This window comes from Rheinheimera sediminis (assembly GCF_004005375.1).
Classification (GTDB): domain Bacteria; phylum Pseudomonadota; class Gammaproteobacteria; order Enterobacterales; family Alteromonadaceae; genus Pararheinheimera.
In genome coordinates this window covers 41,570-67,540 of sequence record NZ_RZUF01000012.1, presented here as the reverse complement: position 1 = coordinate 67,540, position 25,971 = coordinate 41,570, and the positions used below count along the sequence as shown (strand labels likewise).

The window sequence follows — 25,971 nt, the reverse complement described above, 5'->3', positions numbered from 1 at the left end:
TAGAACCTATAGCTAACTGGTCTTACTTCAAACCGCAGTTTCAGAGAGCTCAGAGCAAAAACTGTCTGGCAGGAACAGTGGGCCCAACGGCATTTTCGGGATACCAAAGTGTTCAGGGTAATCCACGTCCACCAGATACAAGCCCTCAGCTTTAGCTGTTGCCGCTGCTAAAGTTCTATCTTTAGCTGCTAAAAGCTCTGCAATCCATTCTGGTTCTTTCAAGCCCATTCCCACTTGCAGCAAGCTGCCCGTGATGTTTCGTACCATATGATGCAAAAACGCATTCGCCTTAATATCCAGTACAATATATGGCCCAAACCGACTCAAATGCAAATGCATCAGATTGCGAAAAGGGCTATGCGACTGGCATTGAATAGCGCGAAAGGAGGTAAAGTCATTTTCACCCAGCAAGTGGACCGCGGCTTGCTGCATCAGTTCAATGTTTAATTCCTGATGATAATGACTTAAGCCAGCCCCCAAAATAGCAGGCCTGAATTTATTGTTGTAAATCACATAACGGTAACGGCGGGCCGTTGCAGAAAAACGGGCGTGAAAATCGTCAGCAACACCTTGTGCCCAGCGCACTGCTATACCATCAGGCAGATTGGAGTTAGTCCCCATGATCCAGGCTCGCATATCCCGGTTAGCCTCGGTATCAAAATGCACGACTTGACCAGTCGCATGGACACCGGCGTCAGTGCGCCCAGCGCAGGACAGCTCAATAGTGGTATTAGCCACCTTCGACAACGCAGCTTCCAAATGACCTTGCACACTTGGCACTTCTCGTTGCCTTTGCCAGCCAAATAAACCAACACCGTTGTATTCAATACCCAACGCAATTCGCATTCTTACTCCCATCACTTTAGGGGCGAAAGTATAACTCAGGCAGAAGTGGAAACTCACCAATTTTAACTACGACAAAGCCTCGATAAAAATGGGTTCAGATCACATTGTTAAGGGTTAACAATGTGATCTGAACCCATTTAAAGATTTAAAGCTGATTTTTTAGACTTTGAGCTTCTTGCTTGATGTGTTCTGGCGCAGCTGAATTTAATACTTTATCGATTAAATGTTCAGCACCATCTTGTTCGCCAATTTCAATATAAGCGCGGATTAAATCCAAATCAGCAGCAAAACCTTGCTCCGCCGGATCCAATTCAGGTTCATGCTGTGCTGCAATAAAGTCCTGATAATCCTCCAAACCTGCGTCTATATTCCGCACTGGGTTTTGACTCTGCTGCGTTTCATCTTCAGAATCATCTAATAATTTATCCAAAGCCAGCAGCGAGAACTCTAAATCATCCTGAAGCATGGCTTGCTGTGACGGTTTTTCGGCTTGATGCAATGATTCAGTCTGAGTTTCAGTTTCTTCAAGAGCTAATTCAGACAATACCTTGTCAGCAACCTGTTCATCTGCCAATTCTGTTTCGTTATCAGCTTGTGCATAATCAGCTAATAAAATATCAAAATCTGTCTGGTCTAAAGCCTCAAGCTCTGAGGCTATATCATCATTGGCGAGTTCGGAATCACTCTCTACAACCAGTGGTAAAGGCTCAAAACTTACTTCATCCTCTTGTTCCAACTCAAACTCGCCTTCGGCCTCCTCATCAGAAAACTCCAGCTCAGGATACTCTTCCAGTACCTTACTTGGGTTTTCAACTGATAAAGTAGCAGCGGAGACGCGGCTAACGGATAAATCTTCTTGTAAATCAAGATCGGGGACGGATTCAATAGCAGGCATCTCTGCAACAGGATCACTCAACTCTTGCCAGGTCTGATTGATTTCGACATCCTCAGCTAGATCATCGGCACCCGTGCCTGCATTCGGGTCTTCACTCTTGGCTTGCATCTCAGTGTTTTGAGTAGTAGTTTGGTCATCAGAACTATGCTCTGCAACCTCAGCTTCTTCCGTTAGTTTAAAACTATCTTCTGCATTTGGTGTCGACTGATCTTCGCTGTCATCACTAAGGTCCTGCGTGAGTGCTGCTAAATCAACAGGATCTGCATGAAGTTGCGCTGGCATAACTGTTGCGCTCTCTGAGGCCACTTCGTCGGATAACAGCAGGGCTACATCATCAGGGCTTAATGGATAATCGTCTTCATCGAATTCCAGCTTGGTCTCGGACGGTAAACTCTCGCCAGTCCCTGCTTCAGATTCGACCTTCAAATCAAAATCTTCAGTAACGAATTCAGCAGTGTCGTCCGCATTGTTACTATCAGGCCAATTGGCTGCGCCATCGAGCAGTGCGTCGATGTCAATATCACTCTCATTTTCAATAGACAATGGCTCTGGAGTGGATAATTCTTCTTCAGCCAGCGATTCGGCAAATTCATCTAGCTCGGAGCTATCAAAATGAGGTTGTTCCGGCGTTAGATCTTGCACCTCTGCAGGATCTGCAATTTCGGTGTTTAATGAACTGTCTGTGACAATTTCAGCTTGAGGCTCATCGTTGGGAACAACCAATTCATCGAGCAGAGAATCGAAGTCCACTTCTTCCACTTCTTCGACTTCTTCGATATCGTCTGCATTTACCTTGTCTTTATCAGTTGAAACAGAACTGCCTGACATAAAAGTGTCGATGTCCAATTCATCCAGTTCAATTTCTTCGATCAAATCATCCAGTTCATCAGCAGTTTGCTGTGTTTGTTTTTGCTCTTCCGCCAATTGCTCAGCTACGGCTTGGGCAAATACGTCTTCATCCTCATCCAGCTCAGGTTCTTCATCAAACAGAGCGGATAAATCGGCACCAGATAGAATATTGTTTGGATCGAATTCTTTCACTGGGGCTTTGACAGGTTGATCCAGCAAGTCATCTAATAACTCATCGTCTATTGAACTGGCGTCAAGTAAGTCTTTACTATCTAGCAAGTCATCGTCATTCATCAGAATGTCGTCAAACTCATCTGTCCTGGTATCGAGCAGAATATCATCATGTAAATCAATAGGTTCGTCATCAAGCCTTATACCTTGACTGCCTGTGTCCAATAATGATTCATCCAGCGTCATCAAACTGCTTTCGTCGAAGTCCAAACTTTCATCTAAAGGCGGCAAAGGAGAACGATAACCCGACTCTTGCTGAGGCACTGCAGTGGCAGCATTGACTATTTGTTCTGATTTTCTGGTCCTGCGCTTAATCCAGCCTAATATGGCAAACAAGAGGAGTAGAGCTGGTAAACTGGCGAGTAAAACCCAAGTAAAGCTGCTGGAGGAAATATTTTGCCAGATTTCGGCAAAATTTGTCCCTTGCTGTTCACGCTCAATCTGAGCCTTTTGCTGAGCAAGCATTTCTGCTTGCTGCGAGACTAAAAGCTGCAACTGAGTTTGAATTTCGCTGTCTTTGTCAACCTGAGACTTCATCAGCAACATTTGGTCTGCCAACTGGTCAAGTTTCTGCTTTAAGGCGGAGTTGTCAGCTAAAACTGCTTCCACTGTCACTTGCGATTCGGCTAACTTGCTTTGAAGATCAAGAAGCTGGCCTTTTTGCTCCCCTTCAACCCGGCTCAACTCTTGTTTAATTTCTTGCTTGGCTTTATCTACATCTTTCTGTTGCGCAGTATTGACACCCTGTTTTACTTTGGCAGCCGCCGCAGCGCGCACTCTGTCGGCCCAGATGCGGTCATCTTCCTCAGATTTCATCTGGGCATCTTTCGCATCGACAGACAAAATTTCGTCGACATTGGGGATAGCCAAAAAGGAGCCAACATTCAGATGGTTAAAGTTATCATCAAGAAAAGATTGAGGATTTTTCAAGTAGATGGCGTACATCACCTGATAGATATTTAGCCCTGGGTGTGGTCGTACTTCTTCAGCTATACGCCATAAAGTATCGTTAGGGGTTAAAGGTCCCACCCTGCTGCGGTCAGGATTCTCACTGCTTTTTGGCCCTTTCAGACGCACGGTGGTTTCTGCAGTGGCGTTAACACTACAAATCTGCAACAGAATACTGAAAATAAGAAGCCCAACTAAACGCATCGATAATCCTTTAAGGCCGGAGAATATTTTTTGAAACTAAATCACTGCAAACATCGTTCCACACTGGAATAGTAAACCAGATGCATGCCAGTGGCTACGCTTAAACACAATTTGCATATCGGCTGCTGACTCAATTGCTTTAGCAAACAATAAAGGCTCCCGAGGGAGCCTTTATCTGGTTATGAAGCTGCTATTACAAATAATCTCGTATTAAATGCTCAGCGATCTGAATACTGTTAGTCGCAGCGCCTTTGCGGATATTGTCGGCAACAAGCCATAAGTTAATGCCATTTTCATGCGAAAAGTCTTGGCGAATACGGCCAACAAACACATCATCCTGACCAGCAGCATTACCGACCTGAGTTGGATAATCTGCATTATCTTCCATTAATGTTACGCCAGGTGCATTGGCTAACAGCGCTTTGACCTGTTCAACACTGATGGGCATGCGGGTTTCCAGATGCACGGCTTCGGCATGACCATAAAATACCGGCACACGCACAGCAGTAGCGTTAACGGAAATGCTGGCATCGCCCATAATTTTTTGGGTTTCCCAGTGCATTTTCATTTCTTCTTTGGTGTAACCATTGTCCAAAAATACATCTATTTGTGGAATACAGTTAAAGGCAATCTGACGGGCAAACTTACTACCTTCCTCCAGAGGACGACCGTTTAGCAACTGCGCCGTCTCTTTTGCCAATGCTTCCACACCTTGCTGACCAGCACCAGCCACTGACTGATAGGTTGCTACGTTGATACGGCTGATCCCTACGGCATCATGAATAGGCTTTAAGGCCACCAGCATTTGAATAGTGGAGCAGTTTGGGTTGGCGATAATATTGCGATTACGGAACTCAGCAATAGCGTGCGCATTCACTTCTGGCACCACCAGTGGAATATCAGCTTCGTAGCGGAAATGCGAGGTGTTGTCGATCACGACGCAACCTGCGTCTGCAGCACGAGGAGCATAAGTTGCAGACACGCTGCCACCCGCAGAAAATAAACCAATCTGTACCTTAGTCCAGTCAAAGGTTTCAGCATCCAGTACTTCAATTTGTTTACCCTTAAAGGTGATATGGCCACCGGCAGAGCGGCTGCTGGCTAAAGGATAAAGTTTATTTACCGGAAAATCGCGCTGTTCTAGAATTTCAATTAAATGCTGGCCTACTAAACCTGTAGCACCTAACACAGCGACGTCGTATTGCTGAGCCATGGTTATTCCCCTTTTCTGTTACTGGCTGCTTTACCCTTCTTACTTGACGCTGCCGCATTGTTGACTGCGCTCTTCGCCCCAGTCACTTAGGACTTCTATGCTCCTGGGGTCTCACTCGCTTGTAGCCGCGCTGCAACGTCAATTAATTTGGGTACTAAAACCTAATGTTGTTAAAAACTCAGGCACTTCTTGTCCTGTCAGCCGCACCGAGCTGTATTCACGCCGCGGTGGATATGACTTTCTAAGCCAGTCAAAACCTTGCGTTTTATTGTCTTGCGTCATATAGAAACGAAACAAAGCATCGTCCCGGCGCACATCATATAACAGCCGGCTTAAATTTTGGACATCTAAAAGTCCAAAATTTGAATTTATTTTCAGCTCTGAAACTTGAGGCTCTGGTAGCACTTGCGCCAGAGTCTTTGCCGGACTTAACCCCAACTGTTGGCAAAGTGCCTGATACAGCATTTCTGTACCTCGGGCTTTACCTTCAATACTGTGTCCAGCAATGTGCGCAGTGGCTATCTCTGTAAAGGGAATTAACCTTAAATCAGGTTCTGGTTCATTGGCCCAGACATCCAGCACCAGCGGCCGTTTCTGACCAGACTGAGCTTCTGTACATTGAGCATCCGTCAATAAAGCGTCGTTATTGGTCACCTCACCACGGCAGGCATTGATCACTGCGCAATCGGCTTTCAGCAGCTTTAAGGTCCGGCTGTTCAATAAGTCCACTGTGGCATCTGGCCCTGTTTTGACCAAAGGCACATGAAAACTGACGATATCGAGCTGAGGCAATAATTCTTCAAACGGAATATGCGGAAAATCAGGCTCAGTAACTGCTCTTTGTGGGTCACAGCACAACACCTTGATGGACAAGGCCTGAAGCGCACTCACCAGCACTCGACCTATATTACCAACTCCTACTACACCGACTGTTTTTTGCTGCAAATTCCATTGGTACTTTTCCGCCAGCACAAAGATGCTACTCAATACATACTCAACCACTGACTGAGCGTTGCAGCCAGGCGCACTACTAAAACCTATGCCTCGTTGCTGCAGATAAAGCTGATCGACATGATCAGTGCCAATAGTGGCAGTGCCTACAAATTTCAGTTTTGGGCTTTTTGATAACAATTGCTGATTTACCTTGGTCACAGAACGCACTAGTAGCACATCTGCATCACTCATCTGATCCGCGGTTAAAGTACGGCCATTGACCAGCCTGACCTCGCCTAATTCGGCAAAGAAGTCTTTGACGTACGGCATATTTTCGTCGGCGTATATTTTCATCTGTATCAATCCGGTGATGGAATAGCGACATTGTAACGACAGGGTTTGCATTGAGCCATCGGATTTCTGGTTGTTGATCAAAAAAGGTCAGACTTTTGGTCTGACCTTTCTAAGCTCACTTCTAAGACAACTTAGCCCTGATATTTTTGCATCACTAAGGTAGCGTTGGTACCACCAAAACCGAAGCTATTTGACATCACTGTGGTCAGTTTAGCTTCAGTGGCTTTAGTCACAATATTTAAACCAGCAGCCGCTTCATCCAGGGTATTGATGTTGATTGAAGGAGCAATAAAGTTATGCTCCATCATCAGCAATGAATAAATAGCTTCATGCACACCGGCAGCACCTAAAGCATGACCTGTCATAGCTTTAGTGGCGCTAATGGCTGGCGATTTACCACCGAAGACTTGTTGAATAGCACCTAATTCTTTCACATCACCAACTGGCGTACTGGTACCGTGGGTATTGACGTAGTCGATTGGACCTTTCACATCTTTCATCGCCATTTCCATACAACGCACTGCGCCTTCACCACTTGGCGCCACCATATCGTAACCATCTGAAGTAGCGCCATAACCGACGATTTCAGCATAAATTTTAGCGCCGCGTGCCAGTGCATGTTCCAGCTCTTCAATCACCAGAATACCGCCACCACCGCTGATAACAAAACCATCACGGTCAGCATCATAAGTACGGGACGCCAGTTCTGGCGTTTCATTGTATTTAGTCGATAAAGCGCCCATAGCGTCAAATTCCATCGCTAAGGTCCAGTGCACTTCTTCACCGCCACCGGCAAAAATAATGTCCTGTTTGCCCAACTGAATCAGCTCTACCGCATGACCAATACAATGTGCACTGGTAGCGCAGGCAGAACTGATGGAATAGTTCACACCTTTGATTTCAAAAGGAGTGGCTAAACAAGCCGAACAAGTGCTCGACATGGTTTTTGGCACTGCATAAGGACCTACACGTTTTACGCCTTTTTCACGTAAAATATCTGCGGCTTCAATCTGGGTTTTAGATGAAGCACCGCCAGAACCTACCACTAAACCAGTGCGGAAGTTCGATACTTGCTCTGGTGTTAAAGCGGCATCTTCAATAGCTTGTTGCATAGAAATATAAGCATAAGCTGCTGCATCGCCCATAAAACGTAAGGCTTTGCGGTCTATTAAGGCGGCTGTATCAATTTCAATCTGACCCCAGACCTGTGATCTCAGGCCCATGTCGGCAAATTCCTGTGACGCTTTAATGCCTGAGCGTCCTGCTTTTAACGATTCCAGCACTTGCTGCTGATCGTTACCAATGCTGGATACTATGCCTAAACCTGTGATCACTGCTCTTTTCATGCTTGCTCCAAACAAAAAATCGGATGTCTTTTAGTAATTGCGCCACATTGTACGGAGTTTCTTTTCGAAACTGGTCCGCTTTCAGCGCACAGTTGTACACTATTATCTATTTGTATTGCGGCTAAGTTACAATAACTTATTCTTTTTCGATAGGGTTCTACTTCCTTGCAACAGGCTCAAGTTCACTACAACGACGCTGGTACACCGGTTTCAGACTTGTTTGGCGATATATATTTTTCCGACAATGGTGGCCTGGACGAGACTGATTATGTGTTTTTACATAAAAATCAGCTACCTCAACGTTGGTTTACTCATCCACGTGCTTTTTTTCATATCGCCGAAACAGGATTTGGTACTGGCCTGAACTTTCTGCTGACCTGGCTACGTTTTCGACAATACAAAGCCGATGCTGTGACTTGTCAACGACTGTACTTCAGTAGTTTTGAAAAATATCCTTTTAGTAAAGCAGACTTAACCAAAGCTTTAGCGGCCTGGCCGCAACTGGCTGAGCTAACCAATTTGTTGGTAGAGAGCTACCCTGTTGCTTTACCAGGCCCGCATCGAATGAGCTTCGATGATGGTTCTGTGGTGCTGGATTTGTGGCTGGGAGATGTTAATGAACTACTGCCGCAAGTGCCAGAGCATAACAAAGTCGATGCCTGGTTTTTGGACGGTTTTGCCCCAAGTAAAAATCCGGATATGTGGCAGCAAAATTTGTTTAACCAAATGTTCAGACTAAGCCACAGCGGTACTACGGCTTCTACTTTTACCTGTGCTGGTTTTGTCCGTCGTGGTTTAAACGATGCCGGTTTTTCTGCCAGTAAAACCAAAGGCCATGGTCAAAAGCGTGAAATGTTGATTGCAAGTGCAGAACGGGCTGCAGAATTGAACCTAGAGCGACCAGACAACGTCATGGTTATAGGTGCGGGTGTAGCAGGCATTAATGCGGCTTTTGCGTTATGGCAAAAAGGATTAAAAGTCCAATTACTCTGTACAGACGCAGAAGCGGGCATGGGCGCTTCTCACAATCGCCAAGGTGCAGTGTACCCTAACTTGCACGCAACTTACGATCTGATGTCGTCTTTAAGTTGCCAGAGCTTCTTATACGCAAGACAGTTTTACGCAACATGGCTGGAGAATCTGACAGTGGCAGCTGACTGGTGTGGCGTATTAACGCTCGCCTGTAACGACAACCTTGTTAAACGCCAGCATAAAATCCAGCTACAACCCTTTGCCACAAGTGGCTTATTTAAAGCTGTAACCAAAGAGCAAGCTGGTGAGATTGCAGGGCTGGCTCTGCCTTATGACGGCTTATTTTTTCCCACAGCAGGCTGGTTATGCCCACAACAGTATTGCCAGCAGATGGCTCTATGGCTTAGCAGCCGAGGTATCGACATTCAGTACAACACTCAAGTGCAAGCAATCACTCAACAAGAACGGCATTGTACTGTGGAAACCACAGCCGGAACTTTGCAAGTCGCTACAGTAGTGCTGGCAACAGGCGCGGATTTAAACAGTCTGGATCATCAGGGATCTTTTCCACTGCGGCAAATCCGTGGGCAGGTCAGTCATCTGCAAAGCCAGACGATGACGCCACTAAAAACTGTCGTTTGTCATCAGGGTTACATCACTCCTGCATACCAGCAACTGCATTGTGTAGGGGCAACCTTTGACCGTAGCAGTGGGCACAGCGAGGTGCTTGACGCCGACAACCAACAGAATCTCGATTTGGTCAATCAAACATTGGGACAACCAGAGTGGTTTGAAGACGCAGCAGTGGTGTCCGCCAAAGCAGGTTTACGCGCGACAGTACCTGATCATATGCCAGTGCTTGGTCAGCAAAAACAACTGTGGCGCTTTGGAGCTTTAGGCGCTCGCGGTTTAACCTGGGCGCCTTTACTGGCTGAAGTTCTAGCTTGCGCCATCACAAAAGAGCCCTTACCTTTAACGGTACAACAGCTTGATAGTATTGATTTACAACGTTATCTTCATCATACCCCGAAGGAATAAGCGCATTACCCAGGGCATAGCACAAAGAGCGATGACAGAGCCCCCGTTTCAAAAGCCCTGGTGTCAGGGCTTTTCCATCTGAATAACAACACGACGGTTTTTAGCTCTGCCTAGCGAGCTTTCATTAGAGGCTACGTGACGTTTTTCACCCAAGCCTTCAGTGCGAATTCGACTTTCTTCCAAACCAAAGCTAATCAGGCGCGCCTTAATAGTCTCGGCACGCTTGATAGACAACTGTTCATTCATCCAACGGCCTCCAAAGGAATCACTGTAAGCTTGGATATCGATACTTTCGATACTTTGATCATGCTTTAAATATTCAGCAATTTGGTCCAAACGTTTTTTAGAGGCCTTGGTCAGCTCATCACCACCGGACTCATAAGTCAACACAGTAAAAGCAATATCATCAAATGTGTAAGGTAGCAACGAGCTAACACAAAGGCTGAATTGATCCATGGCTGTCATAAAATGTACAGGATTCAGTGACACACTAACTCTGTCATACGGACTATACCAATCAGAGAAATAAAAAGTTGGGCTATAGCCCTGCTCCAGCTCTGTCAGCATGATCCAACTTTCAGCTTTACCCAAATCACCATCAAACTGCTTTAAAATTTTCATACTAGTGATAGCTTTAGCCTGTTCACCAGGCCGCCAAACAGGCGGAACAGACAAGACCTCAGCCAATGCATAATGATCGGGTAAACGCAGCATACTCAGTTCGAACTGCATATTGAGTTCTTTGCCAGCGACACTTCGAAAAAAAGCTTCACCAAAATGTGGAATAGGATGACTGAGTTCGCACAACAAGGGCGAATTTTGCACCAAAGACCAACTGGATTTATCGATAGTAGCTGAATACTGGCGTAATCCTGCTTCAGCATGAGCAGTGAGCCCCAGCAGAACCAGCGCAAGCTTATATCGCATAGGTTTCCCTTTTTTCATCTCAACACCCGCTGTTTTTCAACTTCAACCCGGACAAACAAGGTACTCAAACAAGACGCTTTGCAATTTATTTGGCATAATACCCGCCAATCTTATCAGGACACAGGTCTTATGACTCAAGCTTTACATCCGTTAGCACAACGTTTTCGTGGCTACTTCCCTGTTGTTATCGACGTAGAAACCGCAGGCTTTAATGCAAAAACAGATGCATTGTTAGAAATCGCTGCAACTTTGTTGACTATAGACGAAAAAGGCATGCTTGTTCCAAGCCAGACTTTACATTTTCATATTGAACCTTTTGAGGGGGCCAATATGGAAGCAAGCTCCTTGGCTTTTAATGGTATAGACCCCTACAACCCGCTTCGCGGCGCAGTTTCAGAACGGGAAGCCCTGACTGAAATTTGCCGAGCTGTACGTAAGGCTCAGAAGGATGCTGACTGTCAACGTGCTGTGGTTGTGGCTCATAATGCAGCTTTTGATCAGGGCTTTTTAAATGCAGCTATTGATCGAATTAAATTAAAACGTTCGCCTTTTCACGCTTTTGTGTCTTTTGATACCACGACTTTGTCGGCATTGGCTTTGGGTCAGACCGTTCTGGCAAAAGCATGTAAACAAGCTGGTATTGATTTTGACAATAAAGAAGCGCATAGCGCTTTGTATGACACGGAACGCACGGCTGAGCTGTTTTGCTACATAGTTAACCGCTGGCATCAACTCGGCGGCTGGCCGCCCCCTATGCTGATGGATGATTGCGATTCAGAGGAAAGCAGCGAATCCAATCCTGCATAATAAAACTGGGGGCAGATCACATTAGTTACGCATAACTAATGTGATCTGACCCCAGTTTCAGCATCTACTCTGCGCTTTCGCTGTTGTACTTTGCTGCAGTCTGGTTAATTATTGGCTGCAATTCACCGCGCTGGAACATTTCCAGAATAATGTCACAACCACCAATCAGTTCACCCTCAACCCATAACTGTGGGAAAGTTGGCCAGTTGGCATATTTTGGTAATTCAGCACGGATATCCGGATTTTGCAGAATGTCGACAAACGCAAAAGGTTGGCCACATGCAATCAGGGCTTGAGAAGCCTGAGCTGAAAAACCGCAACTCGGTAATTTTGGCGAACCTTTCATGTAAATAATGATTGGGTTATCAACCAACTGTTGTTTAATTTTCTCAATGGTTTCCATCTTCAGCCTCTGACACTACTGGGTTTAAAAATTGTCTCATTTTACGCTGAGTTTGTTCATTTAGCACTTGAGATCTTACAATGTGCCCCAAGAACATGGGAAGCAGACATTTGCAGTGCAATAAACTCAGACTATGAAATTTACGACTAAAACTTGAGTAATTTAGTCGGGTTTTGTAGTCTACGCGATGCAGACCTCATAAACAACGCCTACGGAGAACGACAATGGCTTTCGAATTACCAGCATTACCTTTCGCAAAAGACGCATTATTACCTCATATCTCTCCTGAAACTCTGGATTATCACCATGGCAAGCACCATAACGCCTATGTTGTGAAATTAAATTCACTGGTTGAAGGTACTGAATTCGCAGGTAAATCTTTAGAAGACATCATTCGTACTTCTCAAGGTCCGGTATTTAATAACGCGGCTCAGATCTGGAACCATACTTTTTACTGGAACTGCTTATCACCAAATGGTGGCGGCGAACCTACTGGTGCTTTAGCTGATGCTATTACCGCGCAGTGGGGCTCTTTTTCTGCATTCCAGACTGCTTTTAATGACAAAGCCGTCAACAACTTCGGTTCAAGCTGGACCTGGTTAGTGAAGAAAGCGGACGGTTCTTTGGATATCGTCAACACCAGCAATGCTGGCACACCGCTGACTGACAGCTCAGTGACTGCACTGATGACTGTGGATCTGTGGGAACACGCTTACTACATCGATTTCCGCAATGCGCGCCCAACTTACTTAAATGCATTCTGGGCATTGATCAACTGGGAATTTGCTGCGGCAAACTTCGCGGCTTAATCTGCTGTTGCTGTAAAAATTAAAGCCCGGTTCGCCGGGCTTTTTATTCAGTTCCTAATTCAAGTCCACACTCTACCTCCCAACAGCTTTACTGTTCTGTTCACTCATCGCTACAAAAAAATTCATATTTTTCTGTGAATTAGTTGAGCGAAGCGCTTTTTTACTGTCTAACCTTACAACAGTGGCTTTATTTGCATTCAGTTCCCACAGACCAGTTTCGGAGGTGCACTATGGGCATTTTTGAGCACTACAAATCCAGATACGAAGCAGCCAAAGAAGAGGAATACAGCATCCAGGAGTATCTGGAGCTGTGTAAAAAAGACAAAAGTTGTTATGCGAGCGCAGCTGAACGCCTCTTAGTGGCTATAGGTCAACCTGAGTTGATTGACACAGCACAGGACCCTAAACTAAGCCGCCTGTTTTCCAATCGCGTTATTGGCCGTTATCCGGCTTTTGCCGAGTTTTATGGCATGGAGGATGCGATAGAGCAAATTGTCTCGTACCTGAAACACTCAGCTCAGGGACTGGAAGAGCGCAAACAAATTTTATACCTGCTAGGCCCTGTAGGTGGCGGTAAATCATCCTTAGCTGAAAAGCTAAAATCGCTGATGCAGCAAGTGCCTGTGTATTACATTAAAGGTTCACCTGTTTATGACAGCCCTTTGTGTCTGTTTGATGTCAACGAAGATGGCACTATTCTGGAGCAGGAATACGGCATTCCCAAGCGTTACCTTAAAACCATTATGTCGCCCTGGGCCAGTAAACGTCTGCATGAATTTAATGGTGATATCAGTCAGTTTAAAGTAGTCAAAAAATACCCTTCCATTCTGGATCAAATTTGTATTGCTAAAACTGAGCCTGGCGATGAAAACAATCAGGACATCGCGTCTTTGGTAGGTAAAGTAGATATACGCCAGCTGGAGCATTTTTCCCAAAACGATCCGGATGCCTACGCTTATTCAGGCGCTTTATGCCGTGCCAATCAAGGCCTGATGGAGTTTGTTGAGATGTTTAAAGCGCCTATTAAAGTGCTGCATCCACTATTAACTGCCACACAGGAGGGTAATTACAATGGTACTGAAGGTTTAGCTGCGCTGCCCTTTGAAGGTATTATTCTGGCGCACAGCAACGAGTCGGAATGGCAAACCTTTCGCAATAACAAAAACAACGAGGCCTTCTTAGACAGGGTTTATATTGTCAAAGTGCCTTATTGCCTGCGGGTATCTGAAGAAGTCAAAATTTACGAAAAACTATTGGAACACAGTGAGTTAAAAATCGCACCTTGCTCTCCTGCGACCTTAACCTCGTTGGCTCAATTTGCCGTGCTATCGCGTTTAAAAGCGCCGGAAAACTCCAGCCTGTATTCCAAAATGCGGGTCTATGACGGCGAAAGTTTAAAAGACACAGACCCCAAAGCCAAGTCCTATCAGGAATACCGCGATTACGCCGGCGTAGACGAAGGCATGTCGGGTTTATCCACCCGTTTTGCTTTTAAAATTCTATCCCGGGTCTTTAACTTTGACTCCACTGAAGTGGCAGCCAACCCTGTGCATCTGTTTTATGTGCTGGAACAGCAAATAGAGCGGGAACAATTTCCGACCGACGTGTCAGAGCGTTATCTGGAGCACTTAAAAGGCTATTTAATTCCGAAATACGTAGAGTTTATCGGCAAAGAAATTCAAACCGCTTATTTGGAATCCTACTCTGAATACGGCCAGAATATTTTTGACCGCTATGTCATTTATGCTGATTTCTGGATCCAGGATCAGGAATACCGTGACCCCGAAACCGGTCAGTTGTTTGACAGAGCTGCACTGAACGCTGAGCTGGAAAAAATCGAAAAGCCGGCAGGCATTAGTAATCCAAAAGATTTTCGCAATGAAATCGTTAATTTTGTACTAAGGGCCAAAGCCAAGAATAATGGTAAAAATCCAACCTGGACCAGCTATGAAAAACTTCGCACTGTGATAGAGAAAAAGATGTTCTCCAGCACCGAAGAGCTGCTGCCTGTGATTTCCTTTAATGCCAAAACCTCGACCGACGATCAGAAAAAACATGATGATTTTGTCGACCGTATGATGGAAAAAGGCTACACCCGTAAACAAGTACGCTTACTGAGCGAATGGTATTTACGGGTTCGCAAGTCGCAGTAGAGGCAGAGCCTTGGAGGTTGTATGGCGCATTTTATCGACCGCCGTCTAAATGGAAAAAACAAAAGTGCTGTCAACAGACAGCGCTTTATCCGCCGTTATAAGCAGCAAATTAAACAAGCTGTGTCTGATGCCATCAGCAAACGCAGCGTCACTGACATCAACAAGGGTGAGAAAGTCTCTATTCCCGGCAAAGATATAACTGAACCTTTTTTCCATCAGGGTCAGGGCGGTCATAGAGAACGTGTACACCCTGGCAATGACCAGTTCAGCCCTGGCGATAAAATCAAACGGCCTCAAGGCGGGCAAGGCAGTGGTTCAGGCCAGGGCGACGCCAGTGCAGATGGTGAGGGCGAAGACGAGTTTGTGTTTTCGATATCCAAAGACGAATACCTGGATTTGTTATTTGAAGATTTAGAACTGCCCAATCTGAAAAAAAATCAGTTGGATAAACTGGTGCAATACAAAAATGTGCGGGCTGGTTTTCGCTCTGAAGGCGTGCCCACTAATATTGATATAGTGCGATCACTACAAGGATCACTAGCCCGCCGTGTTGCTATGACCGCAGGGAAAAAGCGAGAATTGCATGAACTGGAGGCGAAATTAGGCTTGGTTGAAGCAGAACCTGTACCGGATCAGTATCAACTGATGGCACTGCGGGAGCAAATCGCGCAGTTGGAGAAAAGAATAGGCGCAGTGCCTTTTATTGACAGCTTTGATTTACGTTTTCGTAATTTCCAAAAAAGACCTGAACCTACCAGTAAGGCGGTGATGTTTTGCCTGATGGATGTGTCAGGCTCTATGGATCAACCAACTAAGGATATGGCGAAACGTTTTTATATATTGCTGTATATGTTTTTAAGCCGTAGCTATAAAAATGTCGAAGTGGTGTATATCCGCCACCATACCCAGGCAAAGGAAGTGGACGAACAAGAGTTTTTTTACTCACAAGAAACAGGCGGCACTATAGTGTCCAGCGCGCTAAAAATGATGGCCGATATTGTCAAAGACAGATATGACCCAGCAGAATGGAACATTTATGCCGCGCAAGCCTCGGACGGTGACAACTGGGCCGATGATAGCCCATTATGTGCTGATTTACTGTCGCAACAAATTTTACCCCTTGTACGTTATTACGCTTACATTGAAATTACTCCAAGGCCACATCAAAGCTTATGGCTTGAATACGAAAAAATTCAGCAGAGCTTTGATAACTTTGCTATCCAGCCAATACGGCAAGTTGCGGACATCTATCCTGTATTTCGTGAGCTCTTCAAAAAACAGGCCGCTTAGCTACTGACTTCAGGGAGTTGCTTATGTCTTCTGTTGCACAAAAACAACCACTATCCGATGGCCCGGACTGGAGCTTTGAGTTACTGGAGCAGTATCAGGCCGAAATAGAACGGGTTGCCAAACTTTATAAACTGGACACCTACCCCAATCAGATTGAAGTGATTACCGCCGAACAAATGATGGACGCCTATTCCAGTGTCGGCATGCCTATTGGCTATAACCACTGGTCTTATGGTAAAAAATTTATCCAAACCGAACAAAACTACAAACGTGGCTTTATGGGGCTGGCGTACGAGATTGTGATTAACTCCAATCCTTGTATTGCGTATCTGATGGAAGAAAACACCGTGACCATGCAGGCGCTGGTGATGGCGCATGCCTGTTATGGTCACAATTCTTTTTTCAAAAACAATTACCTGTTTCGCAGCTGGACTGATGCATCATCCATTATCGATTATCTGGTATTTGCCAAGCAGTACTTAAGTCACTGTGAAGAAAAATACGGTATCAGTGAGGTGGAAGACATGCTGGATTCCTGTCATGCCCTGATGAACTACGGCGTCGACCGATACAAAAGACCACAGAAAATATCGATGGATGAAGAACAAAAACGCCAGCAAGACAGAGAAGCTTATCTGCAATCCCAGGTCAATCAGCTATGGAAAACCATTCCGAACAAAAACCATTTATCTGCAGAGCATGAATACCGTTTTCCATCAGAGCCTCAGGAAAATATTTTGTATTTTATTGAAAAAAATGCGCCGCTGCTCAAGCCCTGGCAGCGTGAAGTAGTACGCATAGTACGAAAAATCTCGCAGTATTTTTACCCGCAAAAACAAACCCAAGTGATGAATGAGGGCTGGGCAACCTTCTGGCATTACACCATATTGCAGCACCTGTATCAGGAGAACTTAGTCACGGACAAGTTTATTCTGGAAGTGCTGCATAACCATACTAATGTAGTGTTTCAGCCTGAGTATCACAGTAAATATTACTCGGGTATTAATCCTTATGCTTTGGGTTACGCCATGTTTACTGATTTACGGCGCATTTGCGAACAACCAACCGAAGAGGATAAAGAATGGTTTCCGGATATTGCAGGTTCAAACTGGTTAGATACCTTGCATTTTGCGATGCAAAATTTTAAAGACGAGAGTTTTATCAGCCAGTATTTATCGCCCAAAATTATCCGGGACTTTCATTTATTCGCCATCACAGACGATGACAAAGAAAGTACTTTAGAAGTAGCTGCTATTCATAATGCTGAAGGCTACCAGCAAATCCGCCAGACATTGTCAGCCCAGTATAATTTAAGCAACATTGAACCCAATATTCAGGTGTACAGCGCGAACATCACAGGTGACCGTAGTTTAACTTTAAGGTTTATCCCGAATCAGCGCATTCCACTGGCCGACAACTTCCAGCAAGTGTTGAAACATGTCCATAGGTTATGGGGTTTTAATGTGCAACTGGAGCAACTTAACGAAGACGGTAGTGTGAAGTTCTTAGGTAGCTGTCCTCTATAGATTCGAATGGGGGGCAAAACACATTATTAATTAACCTGAACAATGTGTTTACCCCCTTTTTCATTCAGCTTTGGTAATGCGGTTACGCCCCGCAGCCTTGGATTGGTATAAAGATTTATCCGCCGCTTCAAGCCAGTCCCGATACTCCGTCATAGTTTCATTGTATTCAGACACACCTATACTGACGGTCACTTTTACAATTTGCTGGTTATATTCCACCGACATAGCTTCAACATTTTTCCGCAAACGTTCAGCAAAAAACATCGCTTGCTCTACAGTAGTATCCAGCAACAAAACAGAGAATTCTTCTCCACCATACCGGCCTGCCACATCTGTGCTGCGCAAATTTTTCTTCACTGCGGCAGCAACATGCTGGATCACGGCATCACCAGCCGAATGGCCATAGGTATCGTTAACACGCTTAAAGTGATCAATATCGCACATTAAAAGGGTACTATGGTTGCCGCTGCGCTGAATGCGCTTGTACTCTTTAATCAGCGCCTCTTCCCAGAAACCTCTGTTATTCAACCCTGTCAGGAAGTCTGTTTTCGATAAAGTACGCAAATGGCCATTCATCGACTCAAGCTCTATTCTGCTTACTGCTACATCAGTTACGTCGTAAATGATAAGACAGAGATGAGTGACTCTACCCATAGTATCGGTCAGCGGAAATATAGTACTGTTTTGATACATATACTCAGCTGAACCTGTAATAGGACGGTAATTGCGAAACTTGAAAATATAAGGCCGTTGCTCCCAAATCGTAAATGCCCGGTTTTTTAATAAAATGACAGGGTCACATTTGCGTCGCAACCAGTCTTCGTCAATTTCTGAGAATAAATCAAACAGGTATCTGTCACGGACCTGGCGTGGTGTCAGACCACTGTGATTTTCCATAAAGCCGTTCCACACCTGAATGCGGTAATCAGCTGACAATACCACCAGGCCAACGTCAACCGTCTGGAACATGTCCATCAACCAGTGGATTTCGGATACTTCTACGTTGTTTTGTGACATTTAATCTTCCAGCAGGAATTCGACTTTATAATTCAGGGTTTTAATACTGTCTTCCGTAAAGAGCAGCAACAAATCACAGCTGATATTGTAATTCTCAATACCATAACTAATTTCTATAGCCAAAGTTCGACGCCAACGTCTGGCGTTGGCTTTAATCAGTTCGCTTACAGGAGCATGCTGCCCTAAAACCACGGGATGCCCCTGACTGAAGGTCATATCTATTTGTTCAGCCAGTCCTTTGAGCACAGCACCAATCAAAATGTTGGAGATGTCCATCAAAAGCTCCAGTTCAACCTTAGTGGTTAGCTCACCGTCATATTGCATCAATCTGGCGATGTCTTTAAAACTAGAATCGTTTAAGATCAACAAGGCTTCGCCAGCAACGCCACCACCAATAAAGCCCTGACAAATAGCTGAGGTGTTCTCTTTTTGCTCAACGGATGCTATCGCCATATGCAATTCACTGACTTCAATCACATTTACATTGGGGATAGGGAGTTTGACAAAGACATTGAGGAGGCGGGCTAACAAATCACCAGCCTGCCCCATGGCCACATTACTCAGCTCTTGAAATACATCACGTAAGTCATTAGAGAGAGTAAATGAGCTATGGCTTCTCACTGCAGCCTTTTTGGGATCGTTTTTGGCTTCTTCTTGTTGCTGAATAGTTTTTTGCTCAACCAAACCTAACACATGATTTAGCTTTTCCTGATCTACAGGTTTTTTAATAAAGTCCAAAGCACCGTAAGATAACACCCTCTCGCGGGCTTCGGGTTGAATGTCACCAGAAACAACTATGGTTTTCACAGGCAACTGCTGTTGCTGGATAGCAGCAAGTACCTGATAGCCATCCAGTATAGGCATATTCAAATCAAGAAAAAGTAGATCGATAGACTGGCGCTGCAAAATATCTAAGGCCTCCCCGCCATGACCGGCAAATTTAACATTTTGCTGCCACTCTGCAGGTAAAGATCTTGCCATTTGTTTACGCGCAAGATTGGAATCGTCACATATCAAAACTGCTGCTACCATTTACGGCTCACTTCACGTATTGTTGATTTTCAGTGTAGCCAGAAATACGGCTCTGCGCTAACCAAGTGTAGTATCTGACAAAAAATAAACAACACCTACAGTTTTTTTCACTTTAAGCAGTTCAACCAGGCCGGGAGACATTAGAATGCCATTAAATTTGATAAAAACACTCACTTGTTGCCTATTCATCAGTCAAGCCGCTTGGGCTGTCGATTTAAATTCACAACTACCCAGCCGGTTATCAGAGGTAAAAGCAGGTAACAAAGCGATAGAGTTACTAGGCTATCCAGTGCAATTGCAGCAACAAGCCCCGGATTTCAAAGTTGTAGACGATAAATTTAAGACAATTCAGCTGAGTGATTTTAAAGGTAAAACAGTATTGATCAGTGTAGTGCCAAGTGTAGATACGGGCATTTGCTCTTTGCAAACGAAAAGGTTTAATCAGGAAGTCAGTCAAGTATCGGATCAGGTAGTAATGATGACTATCTCTACCGATTTACCTTTCGCACAAAAACGTTACTGTGCCCAGGAAAAAGTTGAGCAGTTGATGGTGTTATCTGACGCCGTCTGGCGCGATTTTGGCAGTAACTACGGCCTGTTGATCAAAGATATGGGCATTCTGGCACGCGCTGTATTGATCATTGATTCTAAAGGCAATTTAGCTTATCAACAACTAGTGCCTGTGCTGGCACAAGAACCTGATTATGCGCACAGCATGGCTGCTCTTGCACAAATTACCGGCAAAAAATCTTAAATTTTTGTATAGCCCTCTATTGAAAATTCTCTAAGCGCACTTATTAAGTAAGCAGGTGGCCGTATGGCACCTGCTTTTTCCGCCGCACTTGCAGTTGCTCTGCCGCTGCAAATACTTAGGAAATACTGTAAAAAATTGCTCGTTCAATTGAAGAGCAGAAAAGATTATTTGCCTTAGAGGATTTGATTATGAATACGTTAGATTTCACCCCATTTTACCGCTCATTTATTGGTTTTGATCATTTAGCCAACCTGATGGATGCCGCTGCACGCAACGAAAAGCAGCCTGCTTATCCTCCTTATAATATTGAAGTGACAGGTGAGGATCAGTACCGAATTACAATGGCAATAGCTGGCTTTGATGAAAACGAGCTGTCGATTGAAACCGAACATAACACCTTGCTGGTTCGTGGCCAGAAAGCGGATAAAACCGAAGGTCGCCGTTTCCTGCATCAGGGTATAGCAGAGCGTAATTTTGAACGCAAATTTCAACTGTCTGATTATATCAAGGTTACGGGTGCGCAAATGAGCCATGGTCTGCTGCACATAGAGTTGGTACGCGAAGTGCCTGAAGCATTGAAGCCACGCAAAATTGCCATTAATCAGCCATCAGCCATCAGCCATCAAAGTTGAACCTCAACTGCTTAATCAAGCATTAGCTCAGATGAACAATGCCTAAGCTAGACATGGCTTGTATTTTAAAACCTAGAGCTGCTGAATAAATTCAAGCAGAATAGAGTTTACCAACTCAGCATCGGTAACGGGCCCCATGTGGCCCGTTTTTACTGTCTGAAACTTTACCTGCGGTAAAGCCTCAGCCAGCAGTGTCGCTAAACGCTTGGCCGATAACTGGCTCTGTTCACCGCTGAGAAGCAACACGGGGCACTGAATGGCGGCGTAATCGTGAAGAGTTGCAGGCTCACCACTTAAAGCCTCAAAGTCGGCAGACACTTTGCCAACTTGTAGTGTCAACTTTTGCTGCATCACATGCGGTAGCCCAGCGAAGTAACCTTGGCCTTGCCAATAATCGATAAAAAGCGAGGCGGCATCTTCAGGTTGCAGCCGGTGTATCTGTGAGCTTAATTGCTGTACCTCTTGATACAAAGCAGGCTCTGCTGTTTTTAATAAATGAAAAGCCACTGGCTCAAACAGTACTACAGCTTTAAAGAGTTCTGGACGGGCCCTGGCCATATGCAAAGCCAGTGCACCACCAAAAGAGTGCCCAACACTAATCACTGATCCAGCAGGCTTTCCGTTCAGCAGAGGCCAAAGCTGGCTCGCTTCGTCCGCAAGACGCATGGGACGAGGGTAAATGCTTGTATTGCTGCCATAACCGAGAAGATCAGGATTATAGACTTGAAAATTAACCTTTAAGGCCTGTTTTAGTCCTTGCCATTGGCGCCCGCTCGAGAGCGAGCTATGCAACATAAGTACCGTATCCTGCATCAGTTACTTCGTCAGCAAAAACACAGCGCCAACCATGAGAGCTGTAAAAGTTGATATCATGCCAAAAAAGCGTGGGACAGAGGTACCACTGCTAAGCCATAAGCCTATTGCATGCAGCACACGTCCGGCCAGGGTTAAGCCAGCTACCAGATGTACTTGCCAGACTGGGCTCTGCTGAATCTCAAGCAAGGCCACCAGTATCAACAAAAACGGCACGTATTCAGCAAAGTTACCATGCATTCGCACAGTCTGCAGCAGTTGTGGCTGTTCGCCCGTGCCAAGACCTATTCTGTGTTTAAAACGCTGACGGATCACTAAGCCAGCCAGTAGCACGTAAAAAAGCGCTAAAATAGCAGTATAAAAAGACGTAACAACTAATGTCATAAAAACACTCCCTGCAGTTCTTGCAACTCTAAAGCTGCGCTTTGGAAATTAATAAGGCAAGCACAGACAGCGGCATGCGGTTAAACATCCAGTTCCTGTTGCAGTTAGAGAGCAGCGTCAGACTTCACATCTTCCGATGCTCTGTTTACCCTTCACAAAAAAGCCCACTCAAGGTGGGCTTTCTATAACGACAGACACTTAACCTAATAAGGCCTCAAGTTTTGCGCTGACTTGCTCAACAGGCAAAGTACCTACCATATGATGGTACTGAGTACGGCCCTGCTCGGCCTCTTCGCGGTAATAGCCGACCAGTAATTCAGTTTGTTCGTGGTAAATACCTAAACGCTTACGCACTGTCTCTTCTTTATCGTCTTCACGGATCACCAGATCTTCGCCAGTTAAGTCATCTTTGCCTTCGACTTTTGGCGGATTGTAGCTAACGTGATAGACACGACCTGAAGCCGGGTGCACACGACGGCCGCTCATACGCTCAACAATCACATCGTCAGGCACATCAAATTCAATCACATGATCCACTATCACGCCATTAGCTTTCATCGCATCAGCTTGAGGTATAGTGCGCGGGAATCCGTCTAATAAAAAGCCTTTAGCACAATCGTCTTTACTGATGCGCTCTTTTACTAAACCAATAATTAAATCGTCTGAAACCAACTGGCCTGCATCCATCACTTGCTTTGCAGCCAGACCTAAAGCAGTGCCCTCTTTAATGGCAGCACGCAACATGTCACCAGTAGAAATTTGCGGGATCCCATACTTGTTCATCAGAAACTGCGCCTGAGTTCCTTTTCCAGCACCCGGGGCACCCAACAAAATAATACGCATACAAAGACCCTCAATTAACCTGGGAATGAACCATTTGTTATAGGGGATGAATCTTTACATAATGCGCATCATCAGACAAGGAATTTGTCTGCTTGTCTTACCTGATACGCGCCAGTCAAGCCTACTTTGGTAGGATAACCTACTACAATAGCCAATTCAGTGCTGTCTTAGGTCGAAAAGGGGTCTTTTAGCAAAAAAGATGAATAAAGACAGTTAGCTATTCGACTAAAGTGGTGCATATTTACTGCGTTTCAAAGGCCAATCAAAACAAAGCCATAAATAATAAAACTGTGTGTCAGCTCAAATAATGAACAGCAGATCATTGATACAAAACATTGATTTTAAATAAAAAAATATTTATCTGTTCAATTTTATTTGACAGAGATCAATGAGACAGATGAGTTTAGGCCAAAACACCGCGGAAGCAAACAAAGCCTGTGAAGCGAATAGCTTTCAGGCTTTAAACTCAAGACTTTTCAGCAACTGCCGTTCACCCTGCAGTAATGCATCAGGTTTGTCACTCACCACCACCAGAATAGCTTTTTCACTATTAATACTGCGCCCCTGATACTTATCGTCATGAAACTCAGCTTCAAAATCCAGTGAGTTTTCTTTTGGAACTACAAACACAGTCATCAGGCCCTGTTCTGTTTCAACCACCAGATGCAAAGAGCGAGTACCACGGAAATTACAAAAATTAGCGTACACAACGGCATGCTGGCTTTCACTCAAACTTGCATCAAACTCAGCAAGCTTCGCATTAACATCTGACAAAGATAAAGCCGTTGTCATATGTTGCATATAAGGCTCTTCATGATAGACATGAGCGAGAGAATGTTGTCCCAGGCTTTGTGAGCCATACATAAATACCGACCAATTCAATGCAAAGCCTGCCAAAAAAGCCACAGAGGCAGCGAAAGCAACAAGATTCTGGTAGAAACGTTTTTGTTGTTGTTGCTTATAGTTGTGTTGTTGCATTAGCAAAGCACTCTCCAGTGCTTCTGGCACAGGTGGGCTTAAAAGCTGTTTGAGCTTCACATCTAAGGCTAGTACATCCTGATGAAACTGTTGGCTGTCGGGATCTTTGTGTAACTGTTCTAGTTGCTCAGCCTTTAGTCTGTAGGGGTCAGTCAGCAAACGACGGCGAATTTCTAACTCATCCATTTTGTTGCTCCCTTACATTGTCACTATTTAATAGATCCCGTAATTGCTTACGAGCGCGAAATAAACGAGTATTGACTGTATTGAGATTCAGTGCGAGCAATTGTGCTATCTCATCCCCACTAAAACCACCAATAATTTGCAAAATTAAAGGCTCACTGTATTCAGGCTCCAGGCTTTCAATTTGTCTAAGTAACTGCTGTTGTGAATATAATTGTTCTGGACTAACCTGGTGTTCATCCAGCAATAAGTCCTGCTCAACGTCCTGATACTGAAACTGCTTTCGCTCAAATCGTCTGGCATTTTCGTTACGCAAGATTGTAAACAACCAAGCTTTGGCTGATGCCTCGCTTTGCAACAAATCAATACTTTTCCAGGCCCTCAAATAAGTATCCTGCACCAAATCTTGCGCAGTGTCAGCACTACGACAAAGCCAGCAGCTGTAGCGGTATAAATCCGCATGATACAAACGAACCAACTGCATATAACTATAGTGGCGCCGTTCTTTATCCGTCATCAAACTTTTAGGTACAACTTTTAGACTAGACCACCACATTAATTTTTTTGTCCTTGTAGCTAAGCGCTCAATTTCCGGCGGTTCTGGCTGTTCACTATAGGACATAGAACGGAGAAAACTCAAGCGACCGCCTCCTTTGCTATTGTCACTTTTGCTGCTTTTTTTGCTAACAAGTAATCCAGACTCAACCAGCGTCCAGCGCCATAGACTACCAATACAAAAAGCATAGAAAAGTAAGTGGCTGCAAATTCAATACCGTTATTGAGTACCACCAATTTGCCACTGGAGATCAGCCAGCTGTAATCAGCTTGTTGCTGTAAAACTTCATTCGCTTTGGCGAGTTTCTCTGGTACGGCCATCACAGCTTCATTGCGGAAAATAGTGCCATCAGCCAACCAGCTTGATGCATCCGCTATGGCCAGCCAGCCGTTTTGCGCATGCACTGTTAGCATAGCGACTAACATCGTTATACTTAGTCCAAAAGCTGTCAGTCGGGTAAATAAACCCAATAGCAGTGCTAAACCGCCGCCAAGCTCCAGCAAAATCACCAAAGACAATAACAGCGCAGGCGCAGGTAAACCTAAACCCCAGTCCGGGTTGGTAAACCAGCTTAAGGTGCTGTCAAAGTTTTGCAGTTTAGTCCAGCCCGCCTGCATCATCACAGGAGTTAAATACAACCGCAGCAATAACAATGGAATAAAGTCGAGTTGCTGTAGTTGGCCCACTAGTTTTTGATAAAAGAGGATACTTTGTCGTATCACAATCAGGCTCCGCATTATGCTGTTGTGATCATAGACAGGGAAATAGCGGCAAATCTTTCTCTTGATCGATAAAAAATTGTCAGGAGCAATTTTTAACAACGCGAAGCGTTGGCCCTAAGGGTGAGCGCCACGGATGGCTGCGAATAAAAAATTGTCAGGAGCAATTTTTAACAACGCGAAGCGTTGGCCCTAAGGGTGAGCGCCACGGATGGCTGCGAATAAAAAATTGTCAGGAGCAATTTTTAACAACGCGAAGCGTTGGCCCTAAGGGTGAGCGCCACGGATGGCTGCGAATAAAAAATTGTCAGGAGCA

At 44.9% G+C, this 25,971-nt stretch carries 23 protein-coding genes; 8 read left to right on the top strand and 15 right to left on the bottom strand.

Annotated elements, in window-relative coordinates; translation table 11 throughout:
- Nucleotides 1-27: 27 nt before the first annotated feature.
- From truA to fabB, 5 genes are all read right to left on the bottom strand, one after another.
- Nucleotides 28-846 carry a tRNA pseudouridine(38-40) synthase TruA gene (gene truA, locus EMM73_RS09700; protein WP_127686246.1) on the bottom strand — a complete coding sequence of 273 codons (819 nt, stop codon included), beginning with the start codon at nucleotides 844-846 and terminating at the stop codon, nucleotides 28-30.
- Nucleotides 847-991: 145 nt separating this feature from the next.
- Complete coding sequence (locus EMM73_RS09695) at nucleotides 992-3,973, bottom strand: FimV/HubP family polar landmark protein (protein ID WP_127686245.1); 2,982 nt, start codon at nucleotides 3,971-3,973, stop codon at nucleotides 992-994.
- Nucleotides 3,974-4,166: 193 nt separating this feature from the next.
- Nucleotides 4,167-5,186, bottom strand: coding sequence for an aspartate-semialdehyde dehydrogenase (locus tag EMM73_RS09690; protein ID WP_127686244.1), 1,020 nt, complete (start codon nucleotides 5,184-5,186; stop codon nucleotides 4,167-4,169).
- Nucleotides 5,187-5,324: 138 nt separating this feature from the next.
- Nucleotides 5,325-6,473 carry a 4-phosphoerythronate dehydrogenase gene (locus tag EMM73_RS09685; protein ID WP_127686243.1) on the bottom strand — a complete coding sequence of 383 codons (1,149 nt, stop codon included), beginning with the start codon at nucleotides 6,471-6,473 and terminating at the stop codon, nucleotides 5,325-5,327.
- Nucleotides 6,474-6,604: 131 nt separating this feature from the next.
- The gene (fabB, locus tag EMM73_RS09680) at nucleotides 6,605-7,819 is read right to left on the bottom strand and encodes a beta-ketoacyl-ACP synthase I (RefSeq protein ID WP_127686242.1); all 1,215 of its coding nucleotides are present in this window, start codon (nucleotides 7,817-7,819) and stop codon (nucleotides 6,605-6,607) included.
- 165 nt (nucleotides 7,820-7,984) lie between these two features.
- Between fabB and mnmC the strand changes: the two genes are divergently transcribed.
- Nucleotides 7,985-9,829 (top strand): bifunctional tRNA (5-methylaminomethyl-2-thiouridine)(34)-methyltransferase MnmD/FAD-dependent 5-carboxymethylaminomethyl-2-thiouridine(34) oxidoreductase MnmC, encoded by a 1,845-nt coding sequence (mnmC, locus tag EMM73_RS09675; protein WP_127686241.1) that lies wholly within the window; start codon nucleotides 7,985-7,987, stop codon nucleotides 9,827-9,829.
- Between the two features lie 63 nt (nucleotides 9,830-9,892).
- On the opposite strand, the gene EMM73_RS09670 is transcribed toward mnmC, so the two are convergent.
- Nucleotides 9,893-10,756 carry a flagellar protein MotY gene (locus EMM73_RS09670; protein WP_127686240.1) on the bottom strand — a complete coding sequence of 288 codons (864 nt, stop codon included), beginning with the start codon at nucleotides 10,754-10,756 and terminating at the stop codon, nucleotides 9,893-9,895.
- Nucleotides 10,757-10,885: 129 nt separating this feature from the next.
- Here EMM73_RS09670 and rnt point away from each other — a divergent pair, with 129 nt between their 5' ends.
- Entirely contained in the window at nucleotides 10,886-11,563 is a 678-nt protein-coding gene (gene rnt / locus EMM73_RS09665) for a ribonuclease T (RefSeq protein WP_127686239.1), read from the top strand.
- A gap of 64 nt (nucleotides 11,564-11,627) precedes the next feature.
- On the opposite strand, the gene EMM73_RS09660 is transcribed toward rnt, so the two are convergent.
- The gene (locus EMM73_RS09660) at nucleotides 11,628-11,966 is read right to left on the bottom strand and encodes a Grx4 family monothiol glutaredoxin (RefSeq protein ID WP_127686238.1); all 339 of its coding nucleotides are present in this window, start codon (nucleotides 11,964-11,966) and stop codon (nucleotides 11,628-11,630) included.
- 224 nt (nucleotides 11,967-12,190) lie between these two features.
- Between EMM73_RS09660 and EMM73_RS09655 the strand changes: the two genes are divergently transcribed.
- From EMM73_RS09655 to EMM73_RS09640, 4 genes are all read left to right on the top strand, one after another.
- Complete coding sequence (locus EMM73_RS09655; protein ID WP_127686237.1) at nucleotides 12,191-12,775, top strand: Fe-Mn family superoxide dismutase; 585 nt, start codon at nucleotides 12,191-12,193, stop codon at nucleotides 12,773-12,775.
- 230 nt (nucleotides 12,776-13,005) lie between these two features.
- Entirely contained in the window at nucleotides 13,006-14,928 is a 1,923-nt protein-coding gene (locus EMM73_RS09650) for a PrkA family serine protein kinase (protein ID WP_127686236.1), read from the top strand.
- A 21-nt stretch (nucleotides 14,929-14,949) separates the two neighbouring features.
- Nucleotides 14,950-16,218: a YeaH/YhbH family protein gene (locus tag EMM73_RS09645; protein WP_127686235.1), complete on the top strand. Its 1,269-nt coding sequence runs from the start codon at nucleotides 14,950-14,952 to the stop codon at nucleotides 16,216-16,218.
- A 23-nt stretch (nucleotides 16,219-16,241) separates the two neighbouring features.
- Nucleotides 16,242-17,744, top strand: coding sequence for a SpoVR family protein (locus EMM73_RS09640; RefSeq protein ID WP_127686234.1), 1,503 nt, complete (start codon nucleotides 16,242-16,244; stop codon nucleotides 17,742-17,744).
- A 60-nt stretch (nucleotides 17,745-17,804) separates the two neighbouring features.
- On the opposite strand, the gene EMM73_RS09635 is transcribed toward EMM73_RS09640, so the two are convergent.
- Together EMM73_RS09635 and EMM73_RS09630 are read right to left on the bottom strand one after the other, a co-directional pair.
- A complete protein-coding gene (locus EMM73_RS09635) occupies nucleotides 17,805-18,761 on the bottom strand; it encodes a sensor domain-containing diguanylate cyclase (RefSeq protein WP_127686233.1) in 957 nt (318 codons plus the stop codon).
- Nucleotides 18,762-19,793, bottom strand: coding sequence for a response regulator (locus tag EMM73_RS09630; protein ID WP_127686232.1), 1,032 nt, complete (start codon nucleotides 19,791-19,793; stop codon nucleotides 18,762-18,764).
- A gap of 145 nt (nucleotides 19,794-19,938) precedes the next feature.
- Between EMM73_RS09630 and tpx the strand changes: the two genes are divergently transcribed.
- A complete protein-coding gene (tpx, locus tag EMM73_RS09625) occupies nucleotides 19,939-20,547 on the top strand; it encodes a thiol peroxidase (RefSeq protein WP_127686231.1) in 609 nt (202 codons plus the stop codon).
- Between the two features lie 188 nt (nucleotides 20,548-20,735).
- On the top strand, nucleotides 20,736-21,179 hold the full coding sequence (locus tag EMM73_RS09620; RefSeq protein WP_127686230.1) for an Hsp20 family protein: 444 nt from the start codon (nucleotides 20,736-20,738) through the stop codon (nucleotides 21,177-21,179).
- A gap of 72 nt (nucleotides 21,180-21,251) precedes the next feature.
- Here the strand turns inward: EMM73_RS09620 and EMM73_RS09615 are convergent, their stop codons facing one another.
- The 6 genes from EMM73_RS09615 to EMM73_RS09590 form a co-directional block, all read right to left on the bottom strand.
- Entirely contained in the window at nucleotides 21,252-21,992 is a 741-nt protein-coding gene (locus tag EMM73_RS09615; RefSeq protein ID WP_127686229.1) for an alpha/beta fold hydrolase, read from the bottom strand.
- Nucleotides 21,993-21,995: 3 nt separating this feature from the next.
- Entirely contained in the window at nucleotides 21,996-22,376 is a 381-nt protein-coding gene (locus EMM73_RS09610) for an MAPEG family protein (protein ID WP_127686228.1), read from the bottom strand.
- 198 nt (nucleotides 22,377-22,574) lie between these two features.
- Nucleotides 22,575-23,219, bottom strand: a complete 645-nt coding sequence (gene adk, locus EMM73_RS09605) for an adenylate kinase (RefSeq protein WP_127686227.1) — start codon at nucleotides 23,217-23,219, stop codon at nucleotides 22,575-22,577.
- A gap of 453 nt (nucleotides 23,220-23,672) precedes the next feature.
- The gene (locus EMM73_RS09600) at nucleotides 23,673-24,383 is read right to left on the bottom strand and encodes a DUF3379 family protein (RefSeq protein WP_127686226.1); all 711 of its coding nucleotides are present in this window, start codon (nucleotides 24,381-24,383) and stop codon (nucleotides 23,673-23,675) included.
- On the bottom strand, nucleotides 24,376-24,936 hold the full coding sequence (locus EMM73_RS09595) for a sigma-70 family RNA polymerase sigma factor (RefSeq protein ID WP_127686225.1): 561 nt from the start codon (nucleotides 24,934-24,936) through the stop codon (nucleotides 24,376-24,378). Before EMM73_RS09595 ends, EMM73_RS09600 begins: the two co-directional genes overlap by 8 nt.
- A gap of 80 nt (nucleotides 24,937-25,016) precedes the next feature.
- Entirely contained in the window at nucleotides 25,017-25,658 is a 642-nt protein-coding gene (locus tag EMM73_RS09590; RefSeq protein WP_222422640.1) for an HvfX family Cu-binding RiPP maturation protein, read from the bottom strand.
- Nucleotides 25,659-25,971: the final 313 nt, after the last annotated feature.